We start from the raw sequence: 23,318 nt of genomic DNA, 5'->3' as shown, positions 1-23,318 counted from the left end.
GCTCCGATCTCAGGCGTTCGCGCCCGGACGGTCCACCAGCTCGATCTGGTCGACCGCGTTGCACCAGCGGCAGCGCACGGACTCGATGCTCTCACTGAGGACCTCGCGCTCCTCCACCTTCGGGTCCCCGGCCAGGTCCAGGTGGACGTACTCCACCACCTTGGACTGGCGGGTCACGTCGAAACGCGTGAGGTTGCCGCACAGCGTGCAGCGCCACCGAGTTTCGGCCGTCGGCAGGGGAACAGCCATCGTGTCGTCCTCTTTCGTACTCATCGTCATGTGCTGTTGCGCGGTTCACGCGGTGCGCCGTCGGACTGCGGAAGTACGCAAGGTACTGCCTGTAACCCTACGGCCTGACGGGGGGCGGGTGCGGGCCCCGCCCGGGGGCCGGGACCCGGCGAGGCACTCTGTCCCGATTGCCCGCATTGAGCCATGATCACTTCATGACGGCGCCGGCCCCCTCTCCCCGTTCTCCCCGCTCGTCCGGTCTCCTCCCCCGTCGTCCGCACCCCACCCGGTCCCTGACCGCGGTGTTCTCGCGGATGACGAATGTGCTGATCGGCCTGTGCTGTGCGGTCTTCGTGCTCGGCCCCGCCTCCGGCCTGAACCGGATATACGGCACCGGCGACGCCCTGCTGAAGGCCCAGACCGCCTATTTCGAGCGGTGGGGCGTGATCCCGCTGGATCTGTGGAGCGGCTCGGTACGGGCTCTGGTCACGCCGCTCACCGCGTTGTTCGTGCACGGCAGCTGGCTGCACCTGCTCGGCAACATGCTGTTTCTCTACGTCTTCGGCGCGATGGCCGAGGCGCGCATGGGCCGGCTGCCGTTCACCGCCTTCTACCTCATCATCGGCTACCTGGCGCTGCTCGGCTACGCGGCCGCGCACGCCGACTCGGGCCAGACACTGGTCGGCGCCTCCGGCTCGATCTCCGGCGTCCTGGGCGCCTTCCTCTACCTGTTCCCGACGGCCCGGGTCACCAGTCTCTTCCCGTTCCTGTTCTTCCTGCCGCTGCGCTTTCCCGCCTGGATCGTGCTGCTGTTCTGGTTCGTCATCCAGTGGCAGGCAGCCCAGGACGACCCCCGCGGTCCGGGCGTCGCCTACCTCGCCCATGTCATCGGCTTCGCGCTCGGCTTCCTCTACGCATGGGCCCGCTACGGGAGGGATAGTGTGGGGGCCACCAGGGCGAACGACCGGGCGACCGAGGAAGAGAGCCAGCCGTGATCACGTCGATCGTGCTCATCAAGACCAACGTGGACCAGATCCCGGAGATCGCCGAGAAGATCGCCGCACTGGACGGCGTCAGCGAGGTCTACTCGGTCACCGGCGCCCACGACCTCATCGCGATGGTCCGCGTCGCCGCCCACGACGACCTCGCGGACGTCATCCCCGGCCGCATCAGCAAGGTCCCCGGCGTCACCTCCACAGAGACGCACATCGCCTTCCGCACTTACAGCCAGCACGACCTTGAGGCGGCCTTTGCGATTGGGCTGGAGGCCTAGCCCGTCTCTTCCCACGCTTTTGTCTGTCCCGCCGTGGTGGTTTCTCGCCGTGGCGCCTGCGGCGGGCGGGGTGGTTTGTGGGTGCGGTGACGGGCCGGAGGGGCCTGGTGTGTGGACTGCTTCGCTTTACGTCCACACACCAGGCCCCTCCGGCCCGTCACCTCCCGTGGGGGAGTGAGTACAGGTGAGTGGGGGCTGGCCGCCGTCAGCCCTTTCACTGCGACCAGTGCGGCGCACCGGACCACTCAGAACAGCCCCCACCAACCGTTTTCCCACCCATCCCACGGGAGGGGACGGGCCGGAGGGGCAGGGGTGTGGGACGTAAAGCGAAGCAGTCCCACACCCCTGCCCCGGAGGCCCGTCACCGCACCCGACAGCCCCGCGCAGCGGCACCGCCCGCCGCAGGCGCAACGGCGAGAAACCACCACGGCGGGAAAGCCGAAAACGCGGGAGACAGGCCAAGCGCAGCGGACCGGCCCGCCGCAGGCGCAACGGCGAGGGCACCGCGCAGCGGGCAACAAACGGCGAGGTCCCCCACGGCGGGACAGCCGAAAACGTGGGAAGGCTAGGCGCTACGCGCCGGCACACAACGCCCGGCCTCCGTGCGGTAGTTCCAGCGGGCCCCGTTCGTCACCAGTTCGGTGACCGCGCGGAGGAAGCGGTCGACGTGCTCGTCCGGCGTGCCGACGCCCAGGCTGACGCGGATGGCGTTGAGGGACTTCTCGCCGGGGGCCGCGTCGGGGGCGCCGCACTCGCCGGGGTCCTGGGGGGCGCTGCCCAGGAGGGTGCGGACGAGGGGGTGGGCGCAGAAGAGGCCGTCGCGGACGCCGATGCCGTACTCCGCGGAGAGGGCGGCCGCGAAGTGCGAGCTGTTCCAGCCTTCGACGACGAAGGAGAGGACGCCCACGCGTGCGGCGTCGTCGCCGAAGAGGGAGAGCACGGTGACCTCGGGTACCTCGGCCAGGCCCGTGCGGAGGCGGGCGATCAGCTCCTGTTCGCGGGCGACCAGGCCCTCGAAGCCGGCCTCGGTGAGCGCCCGGCAGGCCGAGGCGATGGCGTAGGCGCCGATGACGTTGGGCGAACCGGCCTCGTGCCGGGCCGCGGTGGTGTGCCACTCGACGTCCACCCCGCCGTCGGGGCGGCGGGAGACCTTGCGGCTGGCGCCGCCGCCGGCCAGGTACGGGGCGGCGTCCCGCAGCCAGTCCGCGCGGCCGGCCAGCACCCCGGCGCCGAACGGCGCATAGAGCTTGTGTCCGGAGAAGGCGACCCAGTCCACGTCCAGCTCACCGAGGTCCACCGGGTGGTGCGGCACGAGCTGCGCCGCGTCCAGCACGATCCGGGCGCCGTGGGCGTGCGCGGCGGCCGCCAGCTCCCGCACCGGCCACAGCTCACCGGTCACATTCGACGCACCGGTCACGCAGACCAGCGCCGGGCCGTAGGGCTCGCGCGCGGCCAGCGCCTTCTCCAGGGTGTCCACGGCCTGCTGCGGGGTCCGGGGCGCGTTGAGGTAGGTCACCGTGACGTCGGGGCGCTGCTCCCACGGCAGCAGCGAGGCGTGGTGCTCGGTCTCGAAGACGAACACCCGGGTGTTCTCGGGGAGTACGGCCGCGAGCAGGTTCAGCGAGTCGGTGGTGGAGCGGGTGAAGACGGCCTGGTCCTCGGTGCGGCAGCCGAGGAACTCCTCGATCGTGCGGCGGCTGTTCTCGAAGAGGTCGGTGGACAGCTGCGAGAGGTATCCGGCGCCGCGGTGCACGCTGCCGTAGTACGGGGCGTAGGCCGCCACGTCGTCCCAGACCCGCTGGAGCGCGGGGGCGCTGGCGGCGTAGTCCAGCGCGGCGTAGTCGACCTCGCCGCCGGTCACGAGCGGGACGAGGACATCCCGGCCGAGAACCGGCAGCGGGGCACAAACGGAACGGTCGGCGGCAACGGCGGAACCAGACATGGCGAACTCCCGTAAGAGGTAAGCGAATTCGCTGCGGGCGGGGGCGCGAAGGCGCGCCGGGGCACCGCGGCGGGAAAAGAAAAAGGGATGCGGAAAAGGGGCCGTCGGGCCCTATCGCATTCGCTGATTCACGGAAGTTCTCCCTCGGGGACCAGGATCCCTGGCGAGGGATCCGCGCTTGCCGCAGACCTCGCTGCCTACGGCCTGGTCATCACCCGGGGCACCCCGCCACGGAAGGAGGGTTGCCGGACAGCGGGCCGGGGCCTGCATCGCTGTCACTCGTGACCTGGGCAGAATCATGCCACACGGGCAAAGAGGCGCAAGGCCCGGTCCGTATGACGGACTGAGCCCTGCGTCACACCCTGCGTCACCGTGCGCTCATGTGTTGCTGGCCGCCACCCAGCGCTCCAGCACCCGCTTGGCCGCCCCGGAGTCGATCGAGGCGGCGGCCCGCTCGATCCCGGCCCGGATCTGCTCGGCCAGCGGAGCGTCCGCCGGCTCCAGCGCGACCAGCGCCGCCGCGGAGTTCAGCAGTACCGCGTCGCGCACCGGGCCGGTCTCCCCGTCCAGCAGCCGGCGGGCCACATCCGCGTTGTACGAGGCGTCCGCCCCGCGCAGCGCCTCCACCGGCACCAGGGGGATGCCCACGTCCCGGGGGTCGAAGGACTCCTCGCGCACCGTGCCGTCCCGGACGATCCACACCCGGGAGGTCGCGGTCGTGGTCAGCTCGTCCAGGCCGTCGTCGCCGCGGAACACCAGCGCCGACGAGCCGCGCTCGGCGAGCACCCCGGCCAGGATCGGTGCCATCCGGGCGTCCGCGACACCGGTCGCCTGGGCGCGGACCTTCGCGGGGTTGGTCAGCGGGCCGAGCACATTGAAGGTCGTACGGATGCCGAGCTGGGCCCGCGCGTTGGCGACATGCCGCAGTGAGGGGTGGAACTTCACCGCGAAGCAGAAGGTGATGCCCGCTTCCCGGGCGACCTCGGTGACCCGCTGCGGGGTGAGGTCGAGATTGACCCCGAGCTTCTCCAGGACGTCGGAGGCGCCGCTGGCCGAGGAGGCGGCGCGGTTGCCGTGCTTGACGACCTTGGCGCCGGTGCCGGCGACCACGATCGAGGACATCGTGGAGATGTTGACGGTCTTGGCGCCGTCGCCGCCGGTGCCGACGATGTCGACACTGGGCCCGGGGACCTCGATCAGCCGGGCGTGCTCGTACATGGTGCGGACGAGTCCGGAGATCTCCGCGACGGTCTCGCCCTTGGCGCGCAGGGCCACCGCGAACCCGGCGATCTGGGCGTCGCCGGCCTCGCCCCGCATGATCTTGTCCATCGCCCAGGCGGTGTCGTCCGCGCTGAGGTCACGGCCGGCGAGCAGGGCGTTGAGGAGCTCCGGCCAGGTCTGGGCCGCCACGCTGTCGCCGCCAACCGGGGTCACAACGTTCATGGTCCACTCTCCTGGATTGTCTCCTGCTTATGCCGTCACCCTATCGAGCCGCCGGGCACGCCGGAGGGCCCCGTCCGATCATCGGACGGGGCCCTCTGGGTGGCGTACTACCTACGGTGCGCTAGGAAGCGCTGCGGTGATCAGTGGTGGCCGTGGCCGCTGGTGATCTCCTTGTACTCCTCGACCGTGGCCTTCGGGATGACGTTGTCCTCGCCGTAGTAGGCCTTGGAGAGCTTGGCGCGCAGCTTCTGCGAACGCGACAGCTTGCGCTCCACACCGTTCTCGTCGACCTCCGGGCCCAGCTCGAGCGGCGCGGGCTGCTCGTGCTGCGTGAGCAGGTGCAGCTGCTCCTGGTCGAGCGGCTCGTGGACCTCGATGAACTCACCGTGCGGCAGGCGCTTGATGATGCCGGACTCGCGACCGTGCAGCACCTTCTCCTTGTCGCGCCGCTGGAGCCCCAGGCAGATCCGCTTGGTGGCGATGAAGGCCAGCACCGGTCCGACGAAGAACGCGATCCGCACGAACCAGGTGATCGAGTTGATCGACAGGTGGAAGTGCGTCGCCCACAGGTCGTTACCGCCACCGATCAGCATCACGAAGTACGCGACGAGCCAGGCGACACCGAAGCCGGTACGGGTCGGGACGTTGCGCGGGCGGTCCAGGATGTGGTGCTCGCGCTTGTCGCCCTTGACCCAGGACTCGATGAACGGGTAGACGGCGATCGCGACCAGGACCAGCGGGAAGATCAGGATCGGGATCAGCACACCGAAGTTGAGGGTGTGGCCCCAGAAGTTCCACTCCCAGCCCGGCATGACACGCACCAGACCCTCGGCGAAGCCCATGTACCAGTCGGGCTGGGCGCCGGTGGACACCTGGTCCGGCCGGTAGGGACCGATCGCCCACACCGGGTTGATGCTGGCGATCGCGGCGATCACCGAGATCACACCGAAGACCAGGAAGAAGAAGCCTCCGGCCTTGGCCATGTAGACCGGCAGCAGCGGCATGCCCACGACGTTGTTGTTGGTCTTGCCGGCACCCGGGAACTGGGTGTGCTTGTGGTAGAAGACCAGGATCAGGTGCGCCACCAGCAGGCCGAGCATGATGCCCGGCAGCAGCAGGACGTGCACCGTGAAGAACCGCGGGATGATGTCGTGCCCCGGGAACTCCCCGCCGAAGATGAAGAACTGCAGGTACGAACCGACCAGCGGCATCGCCAGGATGACGCCCTCGATGAACCGCACACCGGTGCCGGAGAGCAGGTCGTCGGGGAGCGAGTAACCGGTGAAGCCGGTGAACATGCCCAGCACCAGCAGCAGGAAGCCGAACAGCCAGTTGACCTCGCGCGGCTTGCGGAAGGCGCCGGTGAAGAACACCCGCATCATGTGGACCATCATCGCGGCCAGGAAGACCAGCGCGGCCCAGTGGTGGATCTGGCGGATCAGCAGACCACCGCGCACGTCGAAGCTGATGTCCAGCGTCGACTCGAAGGCCTGCGTCATCCGGATCCCCTGCATGGGCACGTAGGAACCGTGATAGGTCACCTCGGCCATGCTCGGGTGGAAGAACAGCGTCAGATAGACACCGGTCAGGATGATGATGATGAAGCTGTAGAGCGCGACCTCACCCAGCATGAAGGACCAGTGGTCCGGGAAGATCTTGCGCATGTTGGACTTGGCCAGGCTGTAGATGCCCAGCCGGCCGTCCGCCCAGTCGGCGATCCGCTCGCCCCGCGGCGCCTGGCCGCGGCGCGGGTTGGTCGCGCCTTGTTCGTTACTCATCCGCGCTCCCAGAAGCTCGGGCCGACGGGCTCCTCGAAGCCGCTTGCGGCCTCCAGGAAGCCGTCCTTCTCTGTGATGTGCAGCTGCGGCAGGGCGTGTCCGGCCGGACCGAAGATCACCCGACCGCCGTCAGAGAGGTCGAACGTCGACTGGTGGCAGGGGCAGAGCACGTGGTGCGTCTGCTGCTCGTACAGGCTGATCGGACAACCCACGTGGGTGCAGATCTTCGAGTACGCCACGATGCCCTCGTGCGACCAGGAGAGTTCGTGCTTGTCCTTGATGTTCTGCGGCTGGATCCGCACGAGCATCAGGGCGTCCTTGGCGATCTTCTCCGCGAACTCCTCGTCGTCCTCCTCCAGGCCCTCGGGCTTGGCGAACGTGAGGGAGCCGACGGCGATGTCCTCGGGACGCAGCGGGAGGTTGGTGGACTGGTTGACCAGGCGGACGCCCTTCTTCCAGTTCGTGGTGCGCAGCTTGTTCCCGGGCAGCGGCCCGAGGTCACGCAGCAGCACCACACCGGAGAGCGGCACCAGGGCCAGCGCGCCGAACATCGTGTTGCGGATCAGCTTGCGACGGCCGACCTGCGACTCCTTCGCCCCCTGGGCGAAGTCCGCCATGACCTTGGCCTTGACCTCCGGCGCCGCCTCGATCGGGTGGCGCTCGTCGGCGACCTCCTCGTCCGACATCAGCGTGCGGGCCCAGTGGACCGCACCGGCGCCGATGCAGAAGAGCGCCGCGCCCAGCGTCAGACCGAGCGCGAAGTTCAGCGCGCTGATGTGACCGAGCGGCCAGATGTAGACGTTCTGCTCGATCGGGATCGCCACGTACGAGGCGATGAAGGCGACCGTGGCGATCATGGACACGACGAAGAGAAGCGCCACGGTGCGCTCGGAGCGCTTGGCGGCCCGGTCGTCGATGTCCTGGGCACGGTGCTCGTGGGGCGGCAGACCCGGGTCGGCGAACGGGTTCTCCGCCGTGGTCACCACACCTTCGTGAGCCGTCTCCCGCTCACCGGGAAGGGTTTCTTCTGGCACGTCTTCGTGTCGTCCAGTCTCACTCATGACTTCTTGGCCTTCGTAGTCCGGGCTGCGACCCAGATGGCGACCGCGACCAGCGCGCCCAGGCCGAAGATGTAACCGAAGAGACCCTCACTGACCGGACCGAGACCGCCGAGGTCGAGGCCGCCGGGGCTCTCGGATTCATCGCCGTTGACGGCGCCGAGGTACGCGATGATGTCCTTCTTGTTCTGCTTCGACAGCGAACCGTCACCGAAGGAGGGCATGTTCTGCGGGCCGGTTTCCATGGCCTCGTAGATGTGCTTCGGGTCCACGCCCTCAAGCGTCGGTGCGTACTTGCCATCGGTCAGGGCGCCGCCCTTACCGGTGAAGTTGTGGCACTGCGCGCAGTTGGTGCGGAACAGCTCGCCGCCCTTGCCGATGTTGGCACCGTCGGGGCTGTACTGCTCCTTGTCCGGCACGGTCGGGCCGGCGCCCAGCGAGGCGACGTAGGCCGCGAGCTGGTCGATCTGGGCGTTGGTGTAGATGTTCTTCTTCCGCGGCACCTGGGCGCCGGGCTGCTGGGCCGGCATACGGCCGGTACCCACCTGGAAGTCCACGGCTGCGGCGCCGACGCCGACCAGGCTGGGGCCGTCGGAGGTGCCCTGACCGCCGGTGCCGTGGCAGCTGGCGCAGCCGACGGCGAAGAGCTTCTTGCCCTCCTTGATGGCAAGGGACTGGGCGGTGTCATCGGCCTGAGCCTTGTCCGCCGGCGCGAACGCGGCGTACGCCCCCCCAGTGACCGCCAGCGCGAAGAGTAGGACGACGAGCGCCGCCAGCGGATGGCGCCGTCGTGCGGAGAGCTTTTTCACGGATTACCCCGGTGTCAGGATCTTCTGCGTCGATGCTTTGGATATGTCTGTCTGATACGAGCCGGTATGGGTCCGGACTACTTGATCAGGTAGATCGTGGCGAAGAGGCCGATCCAGACGACATCGACGAAGTGCCAGTAGTAGGACACGACGATGGCCGCGGTGGCCTGCGTGTGGGTGAACCTCTTGGCCGCGTACGTCCTGCCCAGGACCAGCAGGAAGGCGATCAGACCGCCCGTCACATGCAGTCCGTGGAAGCCGGTGGTCAGGTAGAACACCGAGCCGTACGGGCCGGACGAGAGCGACAGGCCCTCGTGCTTGACCAGTTCCGTGTACTCGAAGACCTGACCGCCGATGAAGATCGCACCCATGACGAAGGTGACCACGAACCAGGCCCGGAGCTTCTTGACGTCACCGCGCTCGGCGGCGAACACGCCGAGCTGGCAGGTCAGCGAGCTGAGCACCAGGATCGTGGTGTTGGTCGCGGAGAACGGAAGATTCAGCGCATCGGCGGATTCCTTCCAATACTCGGATCCGGTCACCGATCGAAGGGTGAAGTACATCGCGAAGAGGGCCGCGAAGAACATCAGCTCGGAACTCAGCCAGATGATGGTTCCGACGCTGGTGAGGTTCGGCCGATTGACCGACGGGTGCGCGTGCCCGGTTTCTACTGTCGTTGCTGTCGCCACGACCGACATTATGTCGGTCGCTTATCCCGCCCTCACTCCGGGGGGTGCCGTTCGGTGTGTCAAGGACGTATGCCCTGCTCGTACGGACCGTTCCGGCGGTCGCTCGAAGGAGGGACGCGGCCGGCCGGCCGCCGTGCCGCGGGCCCGCCGGCGCCGGTCCTGACGGGCCGTCGGGCAGATCTTGGATCCGGTCAACCCCTCCTGCCGGCGCCCCTTGCGGGAGTAGCATCCGCCCCACCCGATGCTGTGCCGCTACGAAGCGTGGAGGAACGATGCAGGCGACTGCCACGGTGCTGGTCTACAGCGACAACGCCAACACCCGCGAGCAGGTCCGGCTGGCGGCCGGACGGCGCCCCGCCGCCGATGCCCCGCAGATCGAGATCCTGGAGTGCGCCACCGCACCGGCCGTCCTGACGGCCCTGGAGCAGGGCGGTATCGACGTCTGCGTCCTGGACGGCGAGACCGCGCCCGCGGGCGGCATGGGCGTCTGCCGGCAGATCAAGGACGAGATCTACCGGTGTCCGCCGGTGCTGCTGCTGATCGGCCGCCCGCAGGACGCCTGGCTGGCCACCTGGAGCCGGGCGGACGCCGCGGTGACCCATCCGCTGGACCCGGTGGCCTTCGCCGACACCCTGGCCGGGCTGCTGCGCCGCAGGAACCTCGTACAGGCCTGAGCGGCCTGCTGGGCGGCGCTCAGATCCGCGGGCGCAGCCGGGCCTCGCCGACCGGGTTCTGTACCCGCTCGGCCGCTCCTGTGGTGCTGGACGCCTTGTTCTTCAGCGCGCTGCCGTCCCGCCATTCCTTCCAGGGCATGTTCCAGTCACCGAAGCCGTTGTCGAACGGCGTCATGGTGTCACCGCCGCTGTTGAGGACCTTGACGATGTCGCCGACCCGCACGGTGTTGAAGAACCACTGGGCGTTGCCCGTGGACATGCCCGTACAGCCGTGGCTGACGTTCGCCGCGCCCTGCGATCCGACGGACCAGGGTGCGGCGTGGACGTACTCGCCGCTCCAGGTCACCCGGGTGGCCCAGTAGACCGGCAGATCGTAGGAATCCGAGCTCCCGGCGGCGATGCCGACGGTCGAGCTGCGCATCCGTACGAAGCTCTCCTTGCCGAGGACGACCTTGATGCCGTTGCGGGTGGAGAAGCCGGGCTTGCCGGTGGTCACCGGGATGGTCTTGATCGACTCGCCGTTGCGCCACACCGTGAGCTGGTGCGTGCCCGCGTCGGTGATCGCCTCCACCCGGTCGCCGGTGGTGAGCTTCACGGGCTTGGACGGGCCTCCGTAGAGCCCCTTGGCGATCTTCAGGCCCGCCAAGTTGCTGTGCACCGAGATCGTGGCGTGGGCGGGCCAGTACTCCTTCGGGCGGAAGTGCAGCTTCTTGTCGTCCACCCAGTGCCAGGCGCCCTCCACCCGCGGCATCGAGTCGACCTTCAGGGCGCTCTCCACGATGGCGCGGGCCTTCGGGTCCTTGACGGGCTGGCTCAGCTCCGCGGTGACCGGCTGGCCGACGCCGTACTCGCCGGCCTCCGGCCCGAAGGCGGCGGTCAACTGGCCGTCCGCCTCCTTGGTGTTGACCACGAGCGTCTTGCGGCCGGGCTCACCGTCCTCCTCGGTGCTCACCCGGACCGTGTAGCGGGAGCCGGCGGCCAGCGGCGCGGTGGTGCGCCAGTGCCTGCCGTCGGCGCTCAGCTCGCCGTGGACGAAGCGGCCGGTGGAATCGGTGGCCGTGACGTCGGTGATGCGCGCGTCGTCCCCGTTGACGGACACCTCAAGCGGCTTGTCGGGGTCCGCCTTCTTGTTGCCGTCCGGGGTGTTGGCCGAGATCTGGTCGGCCGCGTCGTAGGGATTGGCGGAGAGCGCTTCCGAATCCGAGCCCCCGCACGCGGTGGCGCTCACCGCAAGGGGCACGAGCAGGAGGCCGCAGCTCAGCACCGTCCGGGTTCGAGGTCTGTGACTCATGCCCCAAAAATATGAAGAATCACCTGTCCCAGCGCGCTGGAGGACTGCAAACGGGTCTGGCCCGCGCCACCAAAAGCGGCGGGCCCGGACACCTGTTGAGGTGTCCGGGCCCGCCCGACGGCAGCTGTGTGCCGTTACTGCGTGCGGTTCTCGCCGTGGTAGTACTCGAAGACCCAGCCGAAGAGACCCACGAGGATCACCGGCAGGGAGAAGTACAGCAGCCACCAGCCGAAGACGACGCCCAGGAAGGCGAGCGCGCCACCGACGGCCAGGGACAGCGGCTGCCAGCTGTGCGGGCTGAAGAAGCCCAGCTCACCGGCGTCGTCCGAGACCTCGGCGTTCTCGTTGTCCTGCGCACCCGCGTCGACCCGCCGGGCCGTGAAGGCCAGGTAGTAGCCGACCATGATGCACAGGCCGAAGGCGAGGAACAGTGCGGTGGTACCCGCGGGCTCCTTCGACCAGACGCCATAGACGATCGCCATGGCGAGGACGAAGACGGAGAGCCAGATGAACATCTTGCCCTGGATCTTCACTTGCCCGCCTCCTTGCCGCCGGCGAGGGACTTGTCGTCCTCAGTGGCGCGGCCGTTGTGCAGCGCGTCCAGAGCTGCGATCTCCGGGTGGTGCAGGTCGAACGCCGGGGATTCGGAGCGAATGCGCGGCAGGGTGAGGAAGTTGTGCCGCGGCGGCGGGCAGGACGTCGCCCACTCGAGCGAGCGGCCGTAGCCCCAGGGGTCGTCGACCTCGATCTTCTCGCCGTACTTCGCCGTCTTCCAGACGTTGTACATGAACGGCAGGATCGACAGGCCCAGCAGGAACGAGCTGATCGTCGAGATGGTGTTCAGCGCCGTGAAGCCGTCGGCCGCGAGGTAGTCCGCGTAACGCCGCGGCATGCCCTCGGCACCCAGCCAGTGCTGGACGAGGAAGGTGCCGTGGAAGCCCACGAACAGCGTCCAGAACGTGATCTTGCCGAGCCGCTCGTCCAGCATCTTGCCGGTGAACTTCGGCCACCAGAAGTGGAAGCCGGAGAACATCGCGAAGACGACCGTACCGAACACCACGTAGTGGAAGTGCGCCACGACGAAGTACGAGTCGGAGATGTGGAAGTCCATCGGCGGCGAAGCCAGGATCACACCGGTCAGACCACCGAACGTGAAGGTGATCAGGAAGCCGATCGCCCACAGCATCGGCGTCTCGAAGGACAGCGAGCCCTTCCACATCGTGCCGATCCAGTTGAAGAACTTCACACCGGTCGGCACCGCGATCAGGAACGTCATGAACGAGAAGAACGGCAACAGCACACCGCCCGTCACATACATGTGGTGCGCCCACACCGTGACCGAAAGACCGGCGATCGAAATCGTCGCCGCGATCAGACCGATGTAACCGAACATCGGCTTCCGCGAGAACACCGGAATGACCTCGGAAATGATGCCGAAGAACGGCAGCGCGATGATGTACACCTCGGGATGACCGAAGAACCAGAAGAGGTGCTGCCACAGCAGCGCCCCGCCATTGGCCGCATCGAAGACATGCGCACCGAATTTACGGTCCGCCTCCAGCGCGAACAGCGCCGCCGCCAGCACCGGGAAGGCCAGCAGCACCAGCACACCGGTCAGCAGCACGTTCCAGGTGAAGATCGGCATCCGGAACATCGTCATGCCGGGTGCCCGCATGCAGATGATCGTGGTGATGAAGTTGACCGAACCGAGGATCGTGCCGAACCCGGAGAAGGCCAGACCCATGATCCACATGTCGGCGCCGACGCCCGGCGAGCGGACCGCGTCCGACAGCGGGGAGTAGGCGAACCAGCCGAAGTCGGCCGCACCCTGCGGGGTGAGGAAGCCGGCCACCGCGATCAGCGAGCCGAAGAGGTAGAGCCAGTAGGCGAACATGTTCAGCCGCGGGAACGCCACGTCGGGCGCGCCGATCTGGAGCGGCATGATCCAGTTCGCGAATCCGGCGAACAGCGGCGTCGCGAACATCAGCAGCATGATCGTGCCGTGCATCGTGAACGCCTGGTTGAACTGCTCGTTCGACATGATCTGCGTGCCGGGGCGGGCCAGCTCGGCGCGCATGAGCAGCGCCATCAGGCCGCCGACGCAGAAGAACGCGAACGACGTGACCAGGTACATCGTGCCGATGGTCTTGTGGTCAGTGGTCGTCAGCCACTTCACGACAGCGATGCCGGGTTGCTTCTTGCGTACGGGCGGTGCTGCCGGAGCCGTATCGGCGGCGGCACCCTGAGGTTCGTTGAGGATGCTCACTGGTTCTTGGTCTCCGCATTCCTGGCGTGATCCGTCTGCTCGATGCCCGACGGCAGGTATCCGGTCTGGCCCTTCTTCGCCAGGTCCTTGAGGTGCTCCTGGTACCGCTCGGGGGAGACAACCTTGACGTTGAAGAGCATCCGGGAGTGGTCGACACCGCAGAGCTCGGCGCACTTGCCCATGAAGGTGCCCTCCTTGTTGGGAGTCACCTCGAAGACATTGGTGTGGCCCGGGATGACGTCCTGCTTCATCAGGAACGGCACCACCCAGAAGGAGTGGATGACGTCACGAGAGGTCAGCACGAACTGGACCGTCTCGCCCTTCGGCAGCCACAGGGTCGGACCGGGGTTGCCGGTCTGCGGGTTGCGCTCACCCGGGGTGCCCGTGTCGTAGACACCGTCGGCACCGGCCGGCGCGGTCTTCTTCCACTTGTCCGGGATCGCCTTGAGCGCGCTGGAGTCGATGGCCGACGTCGACTTGTCGCCGTCCACGTTCTCCAGGTAGTTGAACGCCCAGCTCCACTGGAAGCCGACCACGTTCACGACGTGGTCCGGCTTCTTGGAAGTCTTGAGGAGTGCGCTCTCATCACGTGCGGTGAAGTAGAAAAGCACCGCAATGATGATGAACGGCACGATCGTGTACAACGCCTCGATCGGCATGTTGTACCGGGTCTGCGCGGGGACCTCCACCTTGGTCCTGCTGCGGCGGTGGAAGATCACGCTCCAGATGATCAGGCCCCACACCAGCACGCCCGTTGCGAGGGCGGCGGCCCAGGAGCCCTGCCAAAGAGAGAGGATCCGCGGCGCCTCGTCGGTGACGGGCGTTGGCATGCCGAGGCGGGGGAAGTCCTTATATGTGCAACCAGTCGCGGTCGCCAGGACCAGGCCCGCAGCAAGCACCTGCGGCAGCTTCCGCCGCATCGGGCGCCGCGACGAGCGGTCGGAGCCGTTGGGACTCACGTAGCGCCTTCCCGAGAGTCTCGCCCGCGAGACCGGCTGCGGCCGTCTCGCTGGTCGGTCGCCGGCCCTGGCGCGGGCAGGGGTTTGGATGTTTATGCGGACCAAACCCTACTGGACGCTATTTGGGGTCGCGCGGGGAGGGTGCCCAACGCGCCGCGTCGCACCCCTAAGGGGTGGCCAGGGCCTCCGGGAGACGTCCGCCGAAGCCCCGATTACCCGCTTTCACCAGGCATCTGACGCCGCGCCCGGCACCGGCTCCCGGCGGGCGCCGGCCCGCCCCGCCTCCGCGGGACCGGGGTCCCGCGCTCCCCTCCCGCCGGGTGGGCGGCCCGCCCCCCGGCAAGAGGGGACTAACGTCTCGTATGTGCCCTACTTCGACGCGGCGTCCGCCGCCCCGCTGCATCCCGTCGCCCGTGAGGCCCTGCTCGCCTCGCTGGACGAAGGCTGGGCCGACCCGGCCCGCCTCTACCGCGAGGGCCGGCGCGCCCGGCTGCTGCTGGACGCGGCGCGGGAGGCCGCGGCCGAGGCCGTGGGCTGCCGCCCGGACGAAGTGGTTTTCACCCCTTCGGGGACACAGGCGGTGCACTCGGGAGTCTCGGGGGCGCTGGCGGCCCGGCGGCGTGTCGGCCGCCGGCTGCTGCACTCCGCCGTCGAGCACTCCGCCGTGCTGCATGCCGCCGAGGTCCATGCGGCGGCCGGCGGCAGCTGCACGGAGCTGGCGGTGGACCGCGGGGGCCGGGTGGCGGCCGGGGACGTCGCCGCCGCGCTGAGCCCGGACACCGCACTGGTCTGCCTCCAGTCCGCCAACCACGAGGTGGGGACCGAACAGCCGGTCGAGGAGGTGGCCGCGCTCTGCCAGGAGGCGGGCGTGCCCCTCCTGGTGGACGCCGCGCAGTCGCTGCCCTGGGGACCGGTGCCCGGTGGCTGGTCGCTGCTGGCGGCGAGCGCCCACAAGTGGGGCGGCCCGCCCGGGGTGGGGCTGCTCGCGGTCCGCAAGGGGACCCGGTTCGCACTCCAGGGGCCGCGGGACGAGCGCGAGGCGGGCCGCAGCCCGGGGTTCGAGAACATCCCGGCGATCGTGGCCGCCGCGGCGTCGCTGCGCGCACTGCGGGCGGGCCCGGAGACCGCCGCCGAGGCGGCGCGGCTGCGGAAGCTGGTGGACCGGATCCGGACCCGGGTGCCGGAGCTGGTCCCGGATGTGGAGGTGGTCGGCGATCCGGTGCACCGCCTCCCCCACCTGGTGACCTTCTCCTGCCTCTACGTCGACGGCGAGGCGCTGTTGCACGAGCTCGACCGGGCGGGCTTCTCGGTGTCGTCCGGCTCGTCCTGTACGTCCAGCACGCTGACCCCGAGCCATGTGCTGCGCGCGATGGGCGTGCTGTCCGAGGGGAATGTCCGGGTCTCGCTGCCGTACGGCACGGCCGAGGCGGAGGTGGAGCGCTTCCTGGAGACGCTGCCGGCGGTGGTGCGGTCGGTGCGGGAGCGGCTGGGCGTCCCGGCGGCGGTGCGGGAGACGGTGGCGGCGACGGCCGGCGGGGGCCCGGAAGCGGCCCCGGAAGCGGCAGCCGAGGAGCCCGGTGAGCCCGCGGCCTCCGCCGAACCGGACGCTCTGGTCGTCGACTCGCTCGGCAAGCGCTGTCCGCTCCCGGTGATCGAGCTGGCGAAGGCGATCGTGGAGGTGCCGGTCGGCGGGACGGTGACGGTGCTCGCGGACGACGAGGCCGCCCGGCAGGACATCCCGGCCTGGTGCACCATGCGCGAGCAGGAGTACGTGGGTGAGCGGCCGGCCGAGCGCGGCGCCGCGTATGTCGTGCGGCGCCGCGCCTGACCCGGCGGTTCAGACCAGGTGCTGCTGGACCTCGGCGGCGGCCTCGTGGCCGTAGGCCTTGGTGAAGCGGTCCATGAAGTGGCTGCGGTGCAGCTCGTACTCCTGGGTGCCGACGGTCTCGATCACCAGCGTCGCCAGCATGCAGCCGACCTGCGCGGCGCGCTCCAGGCCGACGCCCCAGGCCAGACCGGACAGGAAGCCGGCGCGGAAGGCGTCGCCGACGCCGGTCGGGTCGGCCTTGGTGTTCTCCTCCGGGACACCGACCTCGAGGGCCGGCTCGCCGACCCGCTCGATCCGGACGCCGCTGGCGCCGAGGGTGGTGACGCGGGTGCCGACCTTGGCGAGGATCTCCTCGTCGGTCCAGCCGGTCTTGGACTCGATCAGGCCCTTCTCGTACTCGTTGGAGAAGAGGTAGGCGGCGTCCTCCAGGAGGGTGCGGATGGCGTCGCCGTCCATCCGGGCGATCTGCTGGGAGAAGTCGGCGGCGAACGGGATCCCGCGGCCGCGGCACTCCTCGGTGTGCCGGATCATCGCCTCGGGGTCGTCCGCACCGATCAGGACGAGGTCGAGGCCGCCGACCCGCTCGGCCACGTGCTGGAGCTCAATCAGCCGGGCCTCGCTCATCGCGCCGGTGTAGAACGACCCGATCTGGTTGTGGTCGGCGTCGGTGGTGCACACGAAGCGGGCGGTGTGCAGCACCTCGGAGATGCGGACGGAGCGGGTGTCGACGCCATGGCGGTCGAGCCAGGCGCGGTACTCCTCGAAGTCGTTGCCGGCGGCACCGACCAGGATCGGCTCGGTGCCGAGCTGGCCCATGCCGAAGCAGATGTTGGCGGCGACGCCGCCGCGGCGGACGTCGAGCTGATCGACCAGGAACGAAAGGGAGACCGTATGCAGCTGGTCGGCGACCAACTGATCGGCGAAGCGGCCGGGGAAGGTCATCAGGTGGTCGGTGGCGATGGAGCCGGTGACTGCGATACGCACGACGGGTCTGCTCCTGCGGAAGGCGGAGGGACGGGCGGACGTGAAGCAACGCTACCCCGCGAGGTCGCGCACCACCCGGTCATCCCGGACACTTGGAACCACTGAAACTACCCAATAGTAGGCCTTTCTCCTCGATACTCGGCTGCGTACGGTGCCCCTATGACCAAGCCTGTGAAAGCCGTCACACCGCGCCACGGCGCTTCCCCCGACCCCCAGGAGCCTGAGTCGCTCGACGAGCTGCGCGGCGACTGCGCGCGGATGGCGGGCCGCTGGAAGGCCGGCCGGCACTCCGCGCCCGCGCCGGGGCGCGCCGCCGATCTGCACGGCATCAAGGTCCCCTCCTCCTCCGCCGCGCTCGTGGACGGAATGTCCGAGTACGGCGACTGAAGTTCACCCCGCGGCCGCCGCAGCGCGTACCAGGGGGAACCACGCACGCCCCCGCCCCGTCCCATCGACGTCCACCTCATGGAGGATGGCACGTCAGATGTTCAGCGGAGCTGAAGGAGCGATGCGGTGAACACCGAGGACAGCACCGACACGAACCCCAAGGAGCGCAAGCGGCGCACCCCGCTGGTGGCCGCCTCGATGGCTGCCGCGGTGCTGCTGGCCGGGGGCGGCGCGGCGTACTGGGCCTCGTCCGCGTCCAGCAGCGAGGGCTCCGGCGCGGGCTCCGCGGCCAAGGGCGACCCGCCGCCGCTCGCACTCGACGGCTACACCGGCGGCGGCTCGATCGCGGCCGGTGAGCCCAATCCGCAGGGTGCGAAGTACCGGGCGGTGAAGAAGCTGCCCGGCGGTCCGGCGTCCGCACCGGTGTACCGCCCCAAGGGCGAGATCAGCCGGCCGTCGGTGGAGCGGCTGGCGAAGGCGCTGGATGTGGCCGGAAAGGTCCGCTCGGAGGGCACCAGCTGGAAGGTGGGCGGGGCGCCGGACTCCCGTGGCCCCCTCCTCCAGGTGAGCAAGACCGGCTCGGGCGCGTGGACGTACTCGCAGTACGGCACCCCGGGCGGGACGAACTGTGCGCTGCCGTCCTCGCCGAAGGGCGGCCAGGACGGGTCCGGTGGCGGTACGCCGTCGAACCGGCCGGGCTGTCCGTCGTACCGCGGGGGCGGGGACGTCACGACCGAGGACGACAGCAGCGGCAAGGGCGCGGTGTCGCCGGAGAAGGCCAAGCAGGCGGTGCGTCCGGTGCTGGCGGCACTCGGCCAGAAGAACGCCCGGCTCGACGCGGGCGGGCTGTCCGGCGCGGTACGGGTCGTGACCGCGAATCCGGTGCTCGGCGGGCTGCCGACCTATGGCTGGCAGAGCGATCTACAGGTCGGCTCGGACGGTCAGGTGGTCGGTGGCAGCGGCCAGTTGGCGAATCCGGTCAAGGGCGCGGAGTATCCGGTGCTGAGCGCCGACAAGACGCTGGACCGGCTGAATTCGGGCGAGGGCCGCAAGCCGGCGGGCTGCCCCTCGACGCCGGCCGGCAAGACCGACAAGGGCGGCAAGGGCGACGGGATCGCGCCGTGCGAGCCGTCGCCGACGAAGGCGCAGCCGCCGGCCGAGGTGACCGGTGCGGTCTTCGGGCTCGCGGTGCAGTACGTGGACGGCGGCCAGGCGCTGGTGCCGTCGTGGCTGTACAAGGTGCGCCAGCCGGGCGCCGGCAGCGGCCCGGACACCGCCTCGACGGTCACGCACCCGGCGGTGAACCCGAAGTACCTGGCCCACCGGGGCGGCGGGGCGTCGCAGAGCCCGGGACAGTCGCCGCACAAGCCGTCCGGGAAGCCGGGGGCGATGGCCCTGGAGTCGTACGACGTGAGCGACGGCGGCAAGAAGCTCACCGTGCACTTCTGGGGCGGGGTGTGCAGCGTCTACTCGGTGAGCGCGGAGGAGTCGGCGACGACGGTGAAGACCAAGGTCGTCGGCAAGGACAAGAAGCCCGGGCAGGTCTGCGTGAAGATCGCCAAGGAGTTCACCAAGACCGTGACGCTGGAGAAGCCGCTGGACGGCCGGAAGGTGATCGATGAGTCGAGCGGCGACTCCGTGCCGAAGCGGTAACGGGCCCCGCGGATGCCGCCGGGCCGCACCCGGCAAAGACGGACACAGCGAAAGCGGCGCTCCCCCTCTCGGGGAGGCGCCGCTTTCGTGCGTACTGCCCGCGCTCCTTAGCTGAAGGAGTCGCCGCAGGCGCAGGAGCCGGTGGCGTTCGGGTTGTCGATCGTGAAGCCCTGCTTCTCGATGGTGTCGACGAAGTCGATGGAGGCACCGCCCAGGTAGGGGGCGCTCATCCGGTCGGTGACGACCTTGACGCCGTCGAAGTCCTTGACGACATCGCCGTCGAGCGAGCGCTCGTCGAAGAAGAGCTGGTAGCGCAGTCCGGAGCAGCCGCCGGGCTGAACGGCCACCCGCAGCGCGAGGTCGTCCCGGCCTTCCTGCTCCAGAAGGCTCTTGACCTTCGACGCGGCCGCGTCGGACAGGATGATGCCGTCGCTGACGGTGGTCTCGTCCTGAACGCTCATCTAGATCTCTCCCGGGTTGTACGGACCGCTTGTCATCGGTTGCAACCAGCTGCAACCGGGGACGTCCCGGATTAATTCCGGCTGGGCGCAATTCGTCGAGAAGCCTTCCGGACACCGCCCGGGGCAGCCTCTCCTGTTGTTCTCTCCTCATGCTCGCACACCGGCCGCCGGGAACAGGTGGCCGACCGCACACGGCGGGGTGCTGATGCGTCACATCGACACTATGGCCATCGTCAAAGTGACGTGAAGCAGCTATGATAGATAACGTCAAATAGACGAAAAGGCTGTATCAAGAGCCGCCCGCAGAAAAGAGAGGGTGCGTGTTGTGACCACCGCCCAGCCCCTGGACGTCCAGCCGACCCCGCTGGCCCTGCTCCTCCTCGGCCGCGAGGCCGACCCGAAGAGCGAGCGCGGTGTGGAGTGCCCCGGCGATCTGCCGGCCCCGTCGGACCCCGACCTCGTCGAGCGCGCCCGCGCGGCCAAGGCGAAGCTCGGGGACAAGGTCTTCGTCCTGGGGCACCACTACCAGCGCGACGAGGTCATCGAGTTCGCCGATGTGACCGGCGACTCCTTCAAGCTCGCGCGGGACGCCGCCGCCCGGCCGGACGCCGAGTACATCGTCTTCTGCGGTGTGCACTTCATGGCGGAGTCCGCCGACATCCTCACCGGTGACGACCAGCAGGTCATCCTCCCCGACCTGGCCGCCGGCTGCTCGATGGCCGACATGGCCACCGCCGAGCAGGTCGCCGAGTGCTGGGACGTGCTCACCGAGGCCGGTATCGCCGAACAGGTCGTGCCGGTCTCCTACATGAACTCCTCCGCCGACATCAAGGCATTCACGGGCAAGCACGGCGGCACGATCTGTACCTCCTCCAATGCCAAGCGCGCGCTGGACTGGGCCTTCGAGCAGGGCGAGAAGGTCCTCTTCCTGCCCGACCAGCACCTGGGCCGCAACACCGCCGTCCGCGACATGGGCATGTCCCTGGACGACTGCGTGGTCTACAACCCGCACAAGCCGAACGGCGGGCTGACCGCCGAGGAGCTGCGGGCCGCCAAGATGATCCTGTGGCGCGGCCACTGCTCGGTGCACGGCCGCTTCTCCCTGGACTCGGTGAACGACGTACGGGCACGCATCCCCGACGTCAATGTGCTGGTCCACCCCGAGTGCAAGCACGAGGTCGTGGCGGCGGCGGATTACGTCGGCTCGACGGAGTACATCATCAAGGCCCTGGAGGCCGCCCCGCGCGGCTCGAAGTGGGCCATCGGCACCGAGCTGAACCTGGTCCGCCGGCTGGCGAACCGCTTCGCCGCGGAGGACAAGGAGATCGTCTTCCTCGACAAGACGGTCTGCTTCTGCTCGACGATGAACCGGATCGACCTTCCCCACCTGGTGTGGGCGCTGGAGTCGCTGGCCGCGGGCAAGGTCGTCAACCGCATCGAGGTCGACAAGGAGACGGAGAGCTTCGCGAAGCTGGCTCTTGAGCGGATGTTGGCGTTGCCGTAGCCGTACGTTTTTGACTGGCCCGCCGTGGTGGTTTGTCGCCGTTGCGCCTGCGGCGGGCCAGGTGGTTTGTGGGTGCGGTGACGGACCTCCGGGGCAGGGTGTCCGGACTGCTTCGCTTTACGTCCGGACACCCTGCCCCTCCGGCCCGTCCCCTCCCGTGGGGGAGTGAGTTCACGTGGGTGGGGGTGGGCGCCGGGCTGGCCCGTGGCTGGTCAGGTTGCGGCCTCCAGGGTCCAGCGGATCTTGTCGCCGCCCTTGATCGGGGTGTGGCAGGGGGCGGTCGTGATCTTCTTTTCGTTCACGTACGCGTTCCACTTTTTGGTGGCGTCGGCGGCATCGCCGTGGATCTCCGTGACGACGAAATCCTGGGTGGCGGCGTCCCAGCGTGTTCGCACGCCGCCGAGGCCGTACTGGTCGTCGGCGTCGACCAGGGCGGTGAGGGGCGTGGCGGTGGTGCCGTTGGCGGCGCAGTAGAAGCCGCCGATGATGCGCGGGCCCGTCACGACGAGGCCCACGCTGGCGGTGTAGGGGCCGCCGGTGACGCCGACGCGGACCCGGACGTCGCCGGGGGCCGCGGTGGCGGGCGGCGCGGTCGCGAGGGCCAGGGCCAGGGCGAGTCCGGCGGCGGTTACGGGGGCGGCCCCGCGGGCCAGAACGGAGGGCACGCTCGCTCACCTTTCGTCGGTTCAGCAGCATCCGCCACGAAACCATCGCTTCTGGTGATCGGCGAGAGGTGCACCGCCGAATGCGTGCGTACCGCGGGACGGAGCCTCACAGCGACACGGTCTGCCCTTCGGCGGTGACCGTGATGCGGTAGCGGTCGCGGGTGGGGCTGCCCTCGGTGGTCCAGGTGCGGTAGGCGGACTCCACCTCGTCCCACAGGCGGCGCGGGCCGTGCTGTTCGGTCTCGTAGGCGTCCTGGCCGGGGACGTATTCGACGGTGGCCCAGGAGGTGCGGGCGTCGTCGAAGAGCCAGTAGGTGGCTTCGTCGCTGCCGTCGTCGGCCGGGCAGAGCAGCGGCCAGGCGTCCCGGACCCGCAGGCCTACGGCGAAGCGGGCGTGCGGGTTCTCCTCCAGTACGCGGGGGTCGAGGGTGGTCGTCGCCCGGTCGCCCTCCTCGCCGTGGTACCAGTCGCGGATGCGGCCGTAGGAGCGGCGCTGCTGGCGGGCCCACATGAAGGCCGGGCGGCCGGAGAAGCCACCGGTGGCCCGGCCGTCCTGGACGGTGAGAGTCGCGAACGAGTAGGAGTGGAACGAGGAGCCCCACGGGGTGAGGATCGTGCCGCCGGGGGCGGTCTGCTCCACCCAGGCGTACGGGATGTCGCGGACCGTGCAGGTGGCGATGGTCCGGTCGTAGGGCGCCCGCTCGGGTACCCCGGCCAGGCCGTCGCCGCACACCAGATGCGGGTGCAGGCCGGCCCGCGCGAGATTGTCCCGGGCGATGTCGTGGAGTGCCTTGTCGGTCTCGACGCTGGTCGTGCGGTCCTCGCCGAGCCGGTGGGCGAGCCAGGCGGCGTGGTAGCCGGTGCCGGTGCCGATCTCCAATACGGTGTCGCCGTCCCGGACGATCGCGGCCATGGCCAGCATCAGGGAGGGCATGGACGTCGAGCACGTGGGAAAGGCGACCTGGCCCGCCACGGACCGGCCGTCGTTGTGCTGGGTGATCAGCGGTAAGTCGGCGTAGACCATCCGCCGCCACTCCGCCTCGTCCGTGGATCGGGAGACGGTGCGGTCGCCCACTTCGAAGGTGTCCGGTACGAAGTGCGCACGGTCGACCGCGGCGACGGCCGGCGCCCATTCCGGCGTCAACGCGCCCTTGTTGCGGAGGATTTCCAGCAGGCGGCCCGGCGAGGACATCACGCGCCCCTTACTTCTTCGGCGGATCGGTCACCGGCTTGGTCCACTGGCCGTCGGACTCCTTCGGGCTCTGCTGCCGGTCGCCTTCCGCGCCGCCCTTGCCGTCGCCGTGCTTCCCCATCACGGTCCCCCTTCGTCGGTGACGGAGCGGTCCGGCCGCCCCGTGACGGGATGCCCGGCACGATGCCCCCGCAAGCGTCGGCTTGCGGGGGCATCGTTTCTTCACTGGGAGCG

At 69.3% G+C, this 23,318-nt stretch carries 22 protein-coding genes and 1 riboswitch; of the genes, 7 read left to right on the top strand and 15 right to left on the bottom strand.

Annotation, left to right across the window (positions count from 1 at the left end; all coding sequences use genetic code 11):
• Nucleotides 1-9: 9 nt before the first annotated feature.
• Complete coding sequence (locus TU31_RS33990) at nucleotides 10-249, bottom strand: hypothetical protein (RefSeq protein ID WP_042161940.1); 240 nt, start codon at nucleotides 247-249, stop codon at nucleotides 10-12.
• 293 nt (nucleotides 250-542) lie between these two features.
• Here TU31_RS33990 and TU31_RS33985 point away from each other — a divergent pair, with 293 nt between their 5' ends.
• On the top strand, nucleotides 543-1,223 hold the full coding sequence (locus TU31_RS33985) for a rhomboid family intramembrane serine protease (protein WP_042162181.1): 681 nt from the start codon (nucleotides 543-545) through the stop codon (nucleotides 1,221-1,223).
• On the top strand, nucleotides 1,220-1,501 hold the full coding sequence (locus TU31_RS33980) for an Lrp/AsnC family transcriptional regulator (RefSeq protein WP_042161938.1): 282 nt from the start codon (nucleotides 1,220-1,222) through the stop codon (nucleotides 1,499-1,501). The genes TU31_RS33985 and TU31_RS33980 overlap by 4 nt, the downstream gene beginning before the upstream one ends.
• A gap of 565 nt (nucleotides 1,502-2,066) precedes the next feature.
• Here the strand turns inward: TU31_RS33980 and TU31_RS33975 are convergent.
• The 6 genes from TU31_RS33975 to ctaE form a co-directional block, all read right to left on the bottom strand.
• Nucleotides 2,067-3,443, bottom strand: a complete 1,377-nt coding sequence (locus tag TU31_RS33975) for an aminotransferase class V-fold PLP-dependent enzyme (RefSeq protein ID WP_042161935.1) — start codon at nucleotides 3,441-3,443, stop codon at nucleotides 2,067-2,069.
• 169 nt (nucleotides 3,444-3,612) lie between these two features.
• Nucleotides 3,613-3,730, bottom strand: a riboswitch (SAM riboswitch).
• A gap of 91 nt (nucleotides 3,731-3,821) precedes the next feature.
• Nucleotides 3,822-4,886, bottom strand: a complete 1,065-nt coding sequence (trpD, locus tag TU31_RS33970) for an anthranilate phosphoribosyltransferase (protein WP_042161933.1) — start codon at nucleotides 4,884-4,886, stop codon at nucleotides 3,822-3,824.
• Between the two features lie 140 nt (nucleotides 4,887-5,026).
• Nucleotides 5,027-6,664, bottom strand: coding sequence for a cytochrome bc1 complex cytochrome b subunit (qcrB, locus tag TU31_RS33965; RefSeq protein ID WP_042161932.1), 1,638 nt, complete (start codon nucleotides 6,662-6,664; stop codon nucleotides 5,027-5,029).
• Nucleotides 6,661-7,725 carry a cytochrome bc1 complex Rieske iron-sulfur subunit gene (gene qcrA / locus TU31_RS33960; RefSeq protein WP_042161930.1) on the bottom strand — a complete coding sequence of 355 codons (1,065 nt, stop codon included), beginning with the start codon at nucleotides 7,723-7,725 and terminating at the stop codon, nucleotides 6,661-6,663. The genes qcrB and qcrA overlap by 4 nt, the downstream gene beginning before the upstream one ends.
• Complete coding sequence (qcrC, locus tag TU31_RS33955) at nucleotides 7,722-8,531, bottom strand: cytochrome bc1 complex diheme cytochrome c subunit (protein WP_042161928.1); 810 nt, start codon at nucleotides 8,529-8,531, stop codon at nucleotides 7,722-7,724. The genes qcrA and qcrC overlap by 4 nt, the downstream gene beginning before the upstream one ends.
• A 77-nt stretch (nucleotides 8,532-8,608) precedes the next feature.
• Nucleotides 8,609-9,229: an aa3-type cytochrome oxidase subunit III gene (ctaE, locus tag TU31_RS33950; RefSeq protein ID WP_018093709.1), complete on the bottom strand. Its 621-nt coding sequence runs from the start codon at nucleotides 9,227-9,229 to the stop codon at nucleotides 8,609-8,611.
• Nucleotides 9,230-9,492: 263 nt separating this feature from the next.
• On the opposite strand from ctaE, the gene TU31_RS33945 reads away from it, so the two are divergent.
• Nucleotides 9,493-9,894 carry a DNA-binding transcriptional response regulator gene (locus tag TU31_RS33945; RefSeq protein WP_042161926.1) on the top strand — a complete coding sequence of 134 codons (402 nt, stop codon included), beginning with the start codon at nucleotides 9,493-9,495 and terminating at the stop codon, nucleotides 9,892-9,894.
• Between the two features lie 19 nt (nucleotides 9,895-9,913).
• Here TU31_RS33945 and TU31_RS33940 read toward each other — a convergent pair whose 3' ends face one another.
• From TU31_RS33940 to ctaC, 4 genes are all read right to left on the bottom strand, one after another.
• Nucleotides 9,914-11,185 (bottom strand): L,D-transpeptidase, encoded by a 1,272-nt coding sequence (locus tag TU31_RS33940; protein WP_181018729.1) that lies wholly within the window; start codon nucleotides 11,183-11,185, stop codon nucleotides 9,914-9,916.
• Nucleotides 11,186-11,319: 134 nt separating this feature from the next.
• The gene (locus TU31_RS33935; protein ID WP_042161924.1) at nucleotides 11,320-11,718 is read right to left on the bottom strand and encodes a cytochrome c oxidase subunit 4; all 399 of its coding nucleotides are present in this window, start codon (nucleotides 11,716-11,718) and stop codon (nucleotides 11,320-11,322) included.
• Nucleotides 11,715-13,451 carry an aa3-type cytochrome oxidase subunit I gene (gene ctaD / locus TU31_RS33930; protein ID WP_042161922.1) on the bottom strand — a complete coding sequence of 579 codons (1,737 nt, stop codon included), beginning with the start codon at nucleotides 13,449-13,451 and terminating at the stop codon, nucleotides 11,715-11,717. The genes TU31_RS33935 and ctaD overlap by 4 nt, the downstream gene beginning before the upstream one ends.
• Complete coding sequence (gene ctaC, locus TU31_RS33925; protein ID WP_181018728.1) at nucleotides 13,448-14,410, bottom strand: aa3-type cytochrome oxidase subunit II; 963 nt, start codon at nucleotides 14,408-14,410, stop codon at nucleotides 13,448-13,450. Before ctaC ends, ctaD begins: the two co-directional genes overlap by 4 nt.
• 364 nt (nucleotides 14,411-14,774) lie before the next feature.
• Here ctaC and TU31_RS33920 point away from each other — a divergent pair, with 364 nt between their 5' ends.
• The gene (locus TU31_RS33920) at nucleotides 14,775-16,238 is read left to right on the top strand and encodes a cysteine desulfurase/sulfurtransferase TusA family protein (protein ID WP_042161918.1); all 1,464 of its coding nucleotides are present in this window, start codon (nucleotides 14,775-14,777) and stop codon (nucleotides 16,236-16,238) included.
• A 9-nt stretch (nucleotides 16,239-16,247) separates the two neighbouring features.
• On the opposite strand, the gene TU31_RS33915 is transcribed toward TU31_RS33920, so the two are convergent.
• The gene (locus tag TU31_RS33915) at nucleotides 16,248-17,222 is read right to left on the bottom strand and encodes a carbohydrate kinase family protein (RefSeq protein WP_042161916.1); all 975 of its coding nucleotides are present in this window, start codon (nucleotides 17,220-17,222) and stop codon (nucleotides 16,248-16,250) included.
• A gap of 159 nt (nucleotides 17,223-17,381) precedes the next feature.
• On the opposite strand from TU31_RS33915, the gene TU31_RS33910 reads away from it, so the two are divergent.
• Nucleotides 17,382-17,609 (top strand): hypothetical protein, encoded by a 228-nt coding sequence (locus TU31_RS33910; RefSeq protein ID WP_042161914.1) that lies wholly within the window; start codon nucleotides 17,382-17,384, stop codon nucleotides 17,607-17,609.
• Nucleotides 17,610-17,735: 126 nt separating this feature from the next.
• A complete protein-coding gene (locus tag TU31_RS33905) occupies nucleotides 17,736-19,262 on the top strand; it encodes a hypothetical protein (RefSeq protein WP_042161912.1) in 1,527 nt (508 codons plus the stop codon).
• Nucleotides 19,263-19,369: 107 nt separating this feature from the next.
• On the opposite strand, the gene erpA is transcribed toward TU31_RS33905, so the two are convergent.
• A complete protein-coding gene (gene erpA / locus TU31_RS33900) occupies nucleotides 19,370-19,723 on the bottom strand; it encodes an iron-sulfur cluster insertion protein ErpA (protein WP_006606077.1) in 354 nt (117 codons plus the stop codon).
• Nucleotides 19,724-20,039: 316 nt separating this feature from the next.
• Here erpA and nadA point away from each other — a divergent pair, with 316 nt between their 5' ends.
• Nucleotides 20,040-21,227, top strand: a complete 1,188-nt coding sequence (gene nadA / locus TU31_RS33895) for a quinolinate synthase NadA (RefSeq protein ID WP_042161909.1) — start codon at nucleotides 20,040-20,042, stop codon at nucleotides 21,225-21,227.
• Nucleotides 21,228-21,439: 212 nt separating this feature from the next.
• On the opposite strand, the gene TU31_RS33890 is transcribed toward nadA, so the two are convergent.
• Nucleotides 21,440-21,892: a hypothetical protein gene (locus TU31_RS33890; protein ID WP_042161908.1), complete on the bottom strand. Its 453-nt coding sequence runs from the start codon at nucleotides 21,890-21,892 to the stop codon at nucleotides 21,440-21,442.
• Nucleotides 21,893-21,998: 106 nt separating this feature from the next.
• Nucleotides 21,999-23,084, bottom strand: a complete 1,086-nt coding sequence (locus TU31_RS33885; RefSeq protein WP_042161906.1) for a methyltransferase domain-containing protein — start codon at nucleotides 23,082-23,084, stop codon at nucleotides 21,999-22,001.
• Between the last annotated feature and the right edge of the window lie 234 nt (nucleotides 23,085-23,318).

Source organism: Streptomyces lydicamycinicus, from assembly GCF_000829715.2.
Lineage (GTDB): Bacteria > Actinomycetota > Actinomycetes > Streptomycetales > Streptomycetaceae > Streptomyces > Streptomyces lydicamycinicus.
The sequence above is the reverse complement of the archived record's forward strand: the minus strand, read 5'-3'. Positions and strand labels throughout refer to the sequence as shown.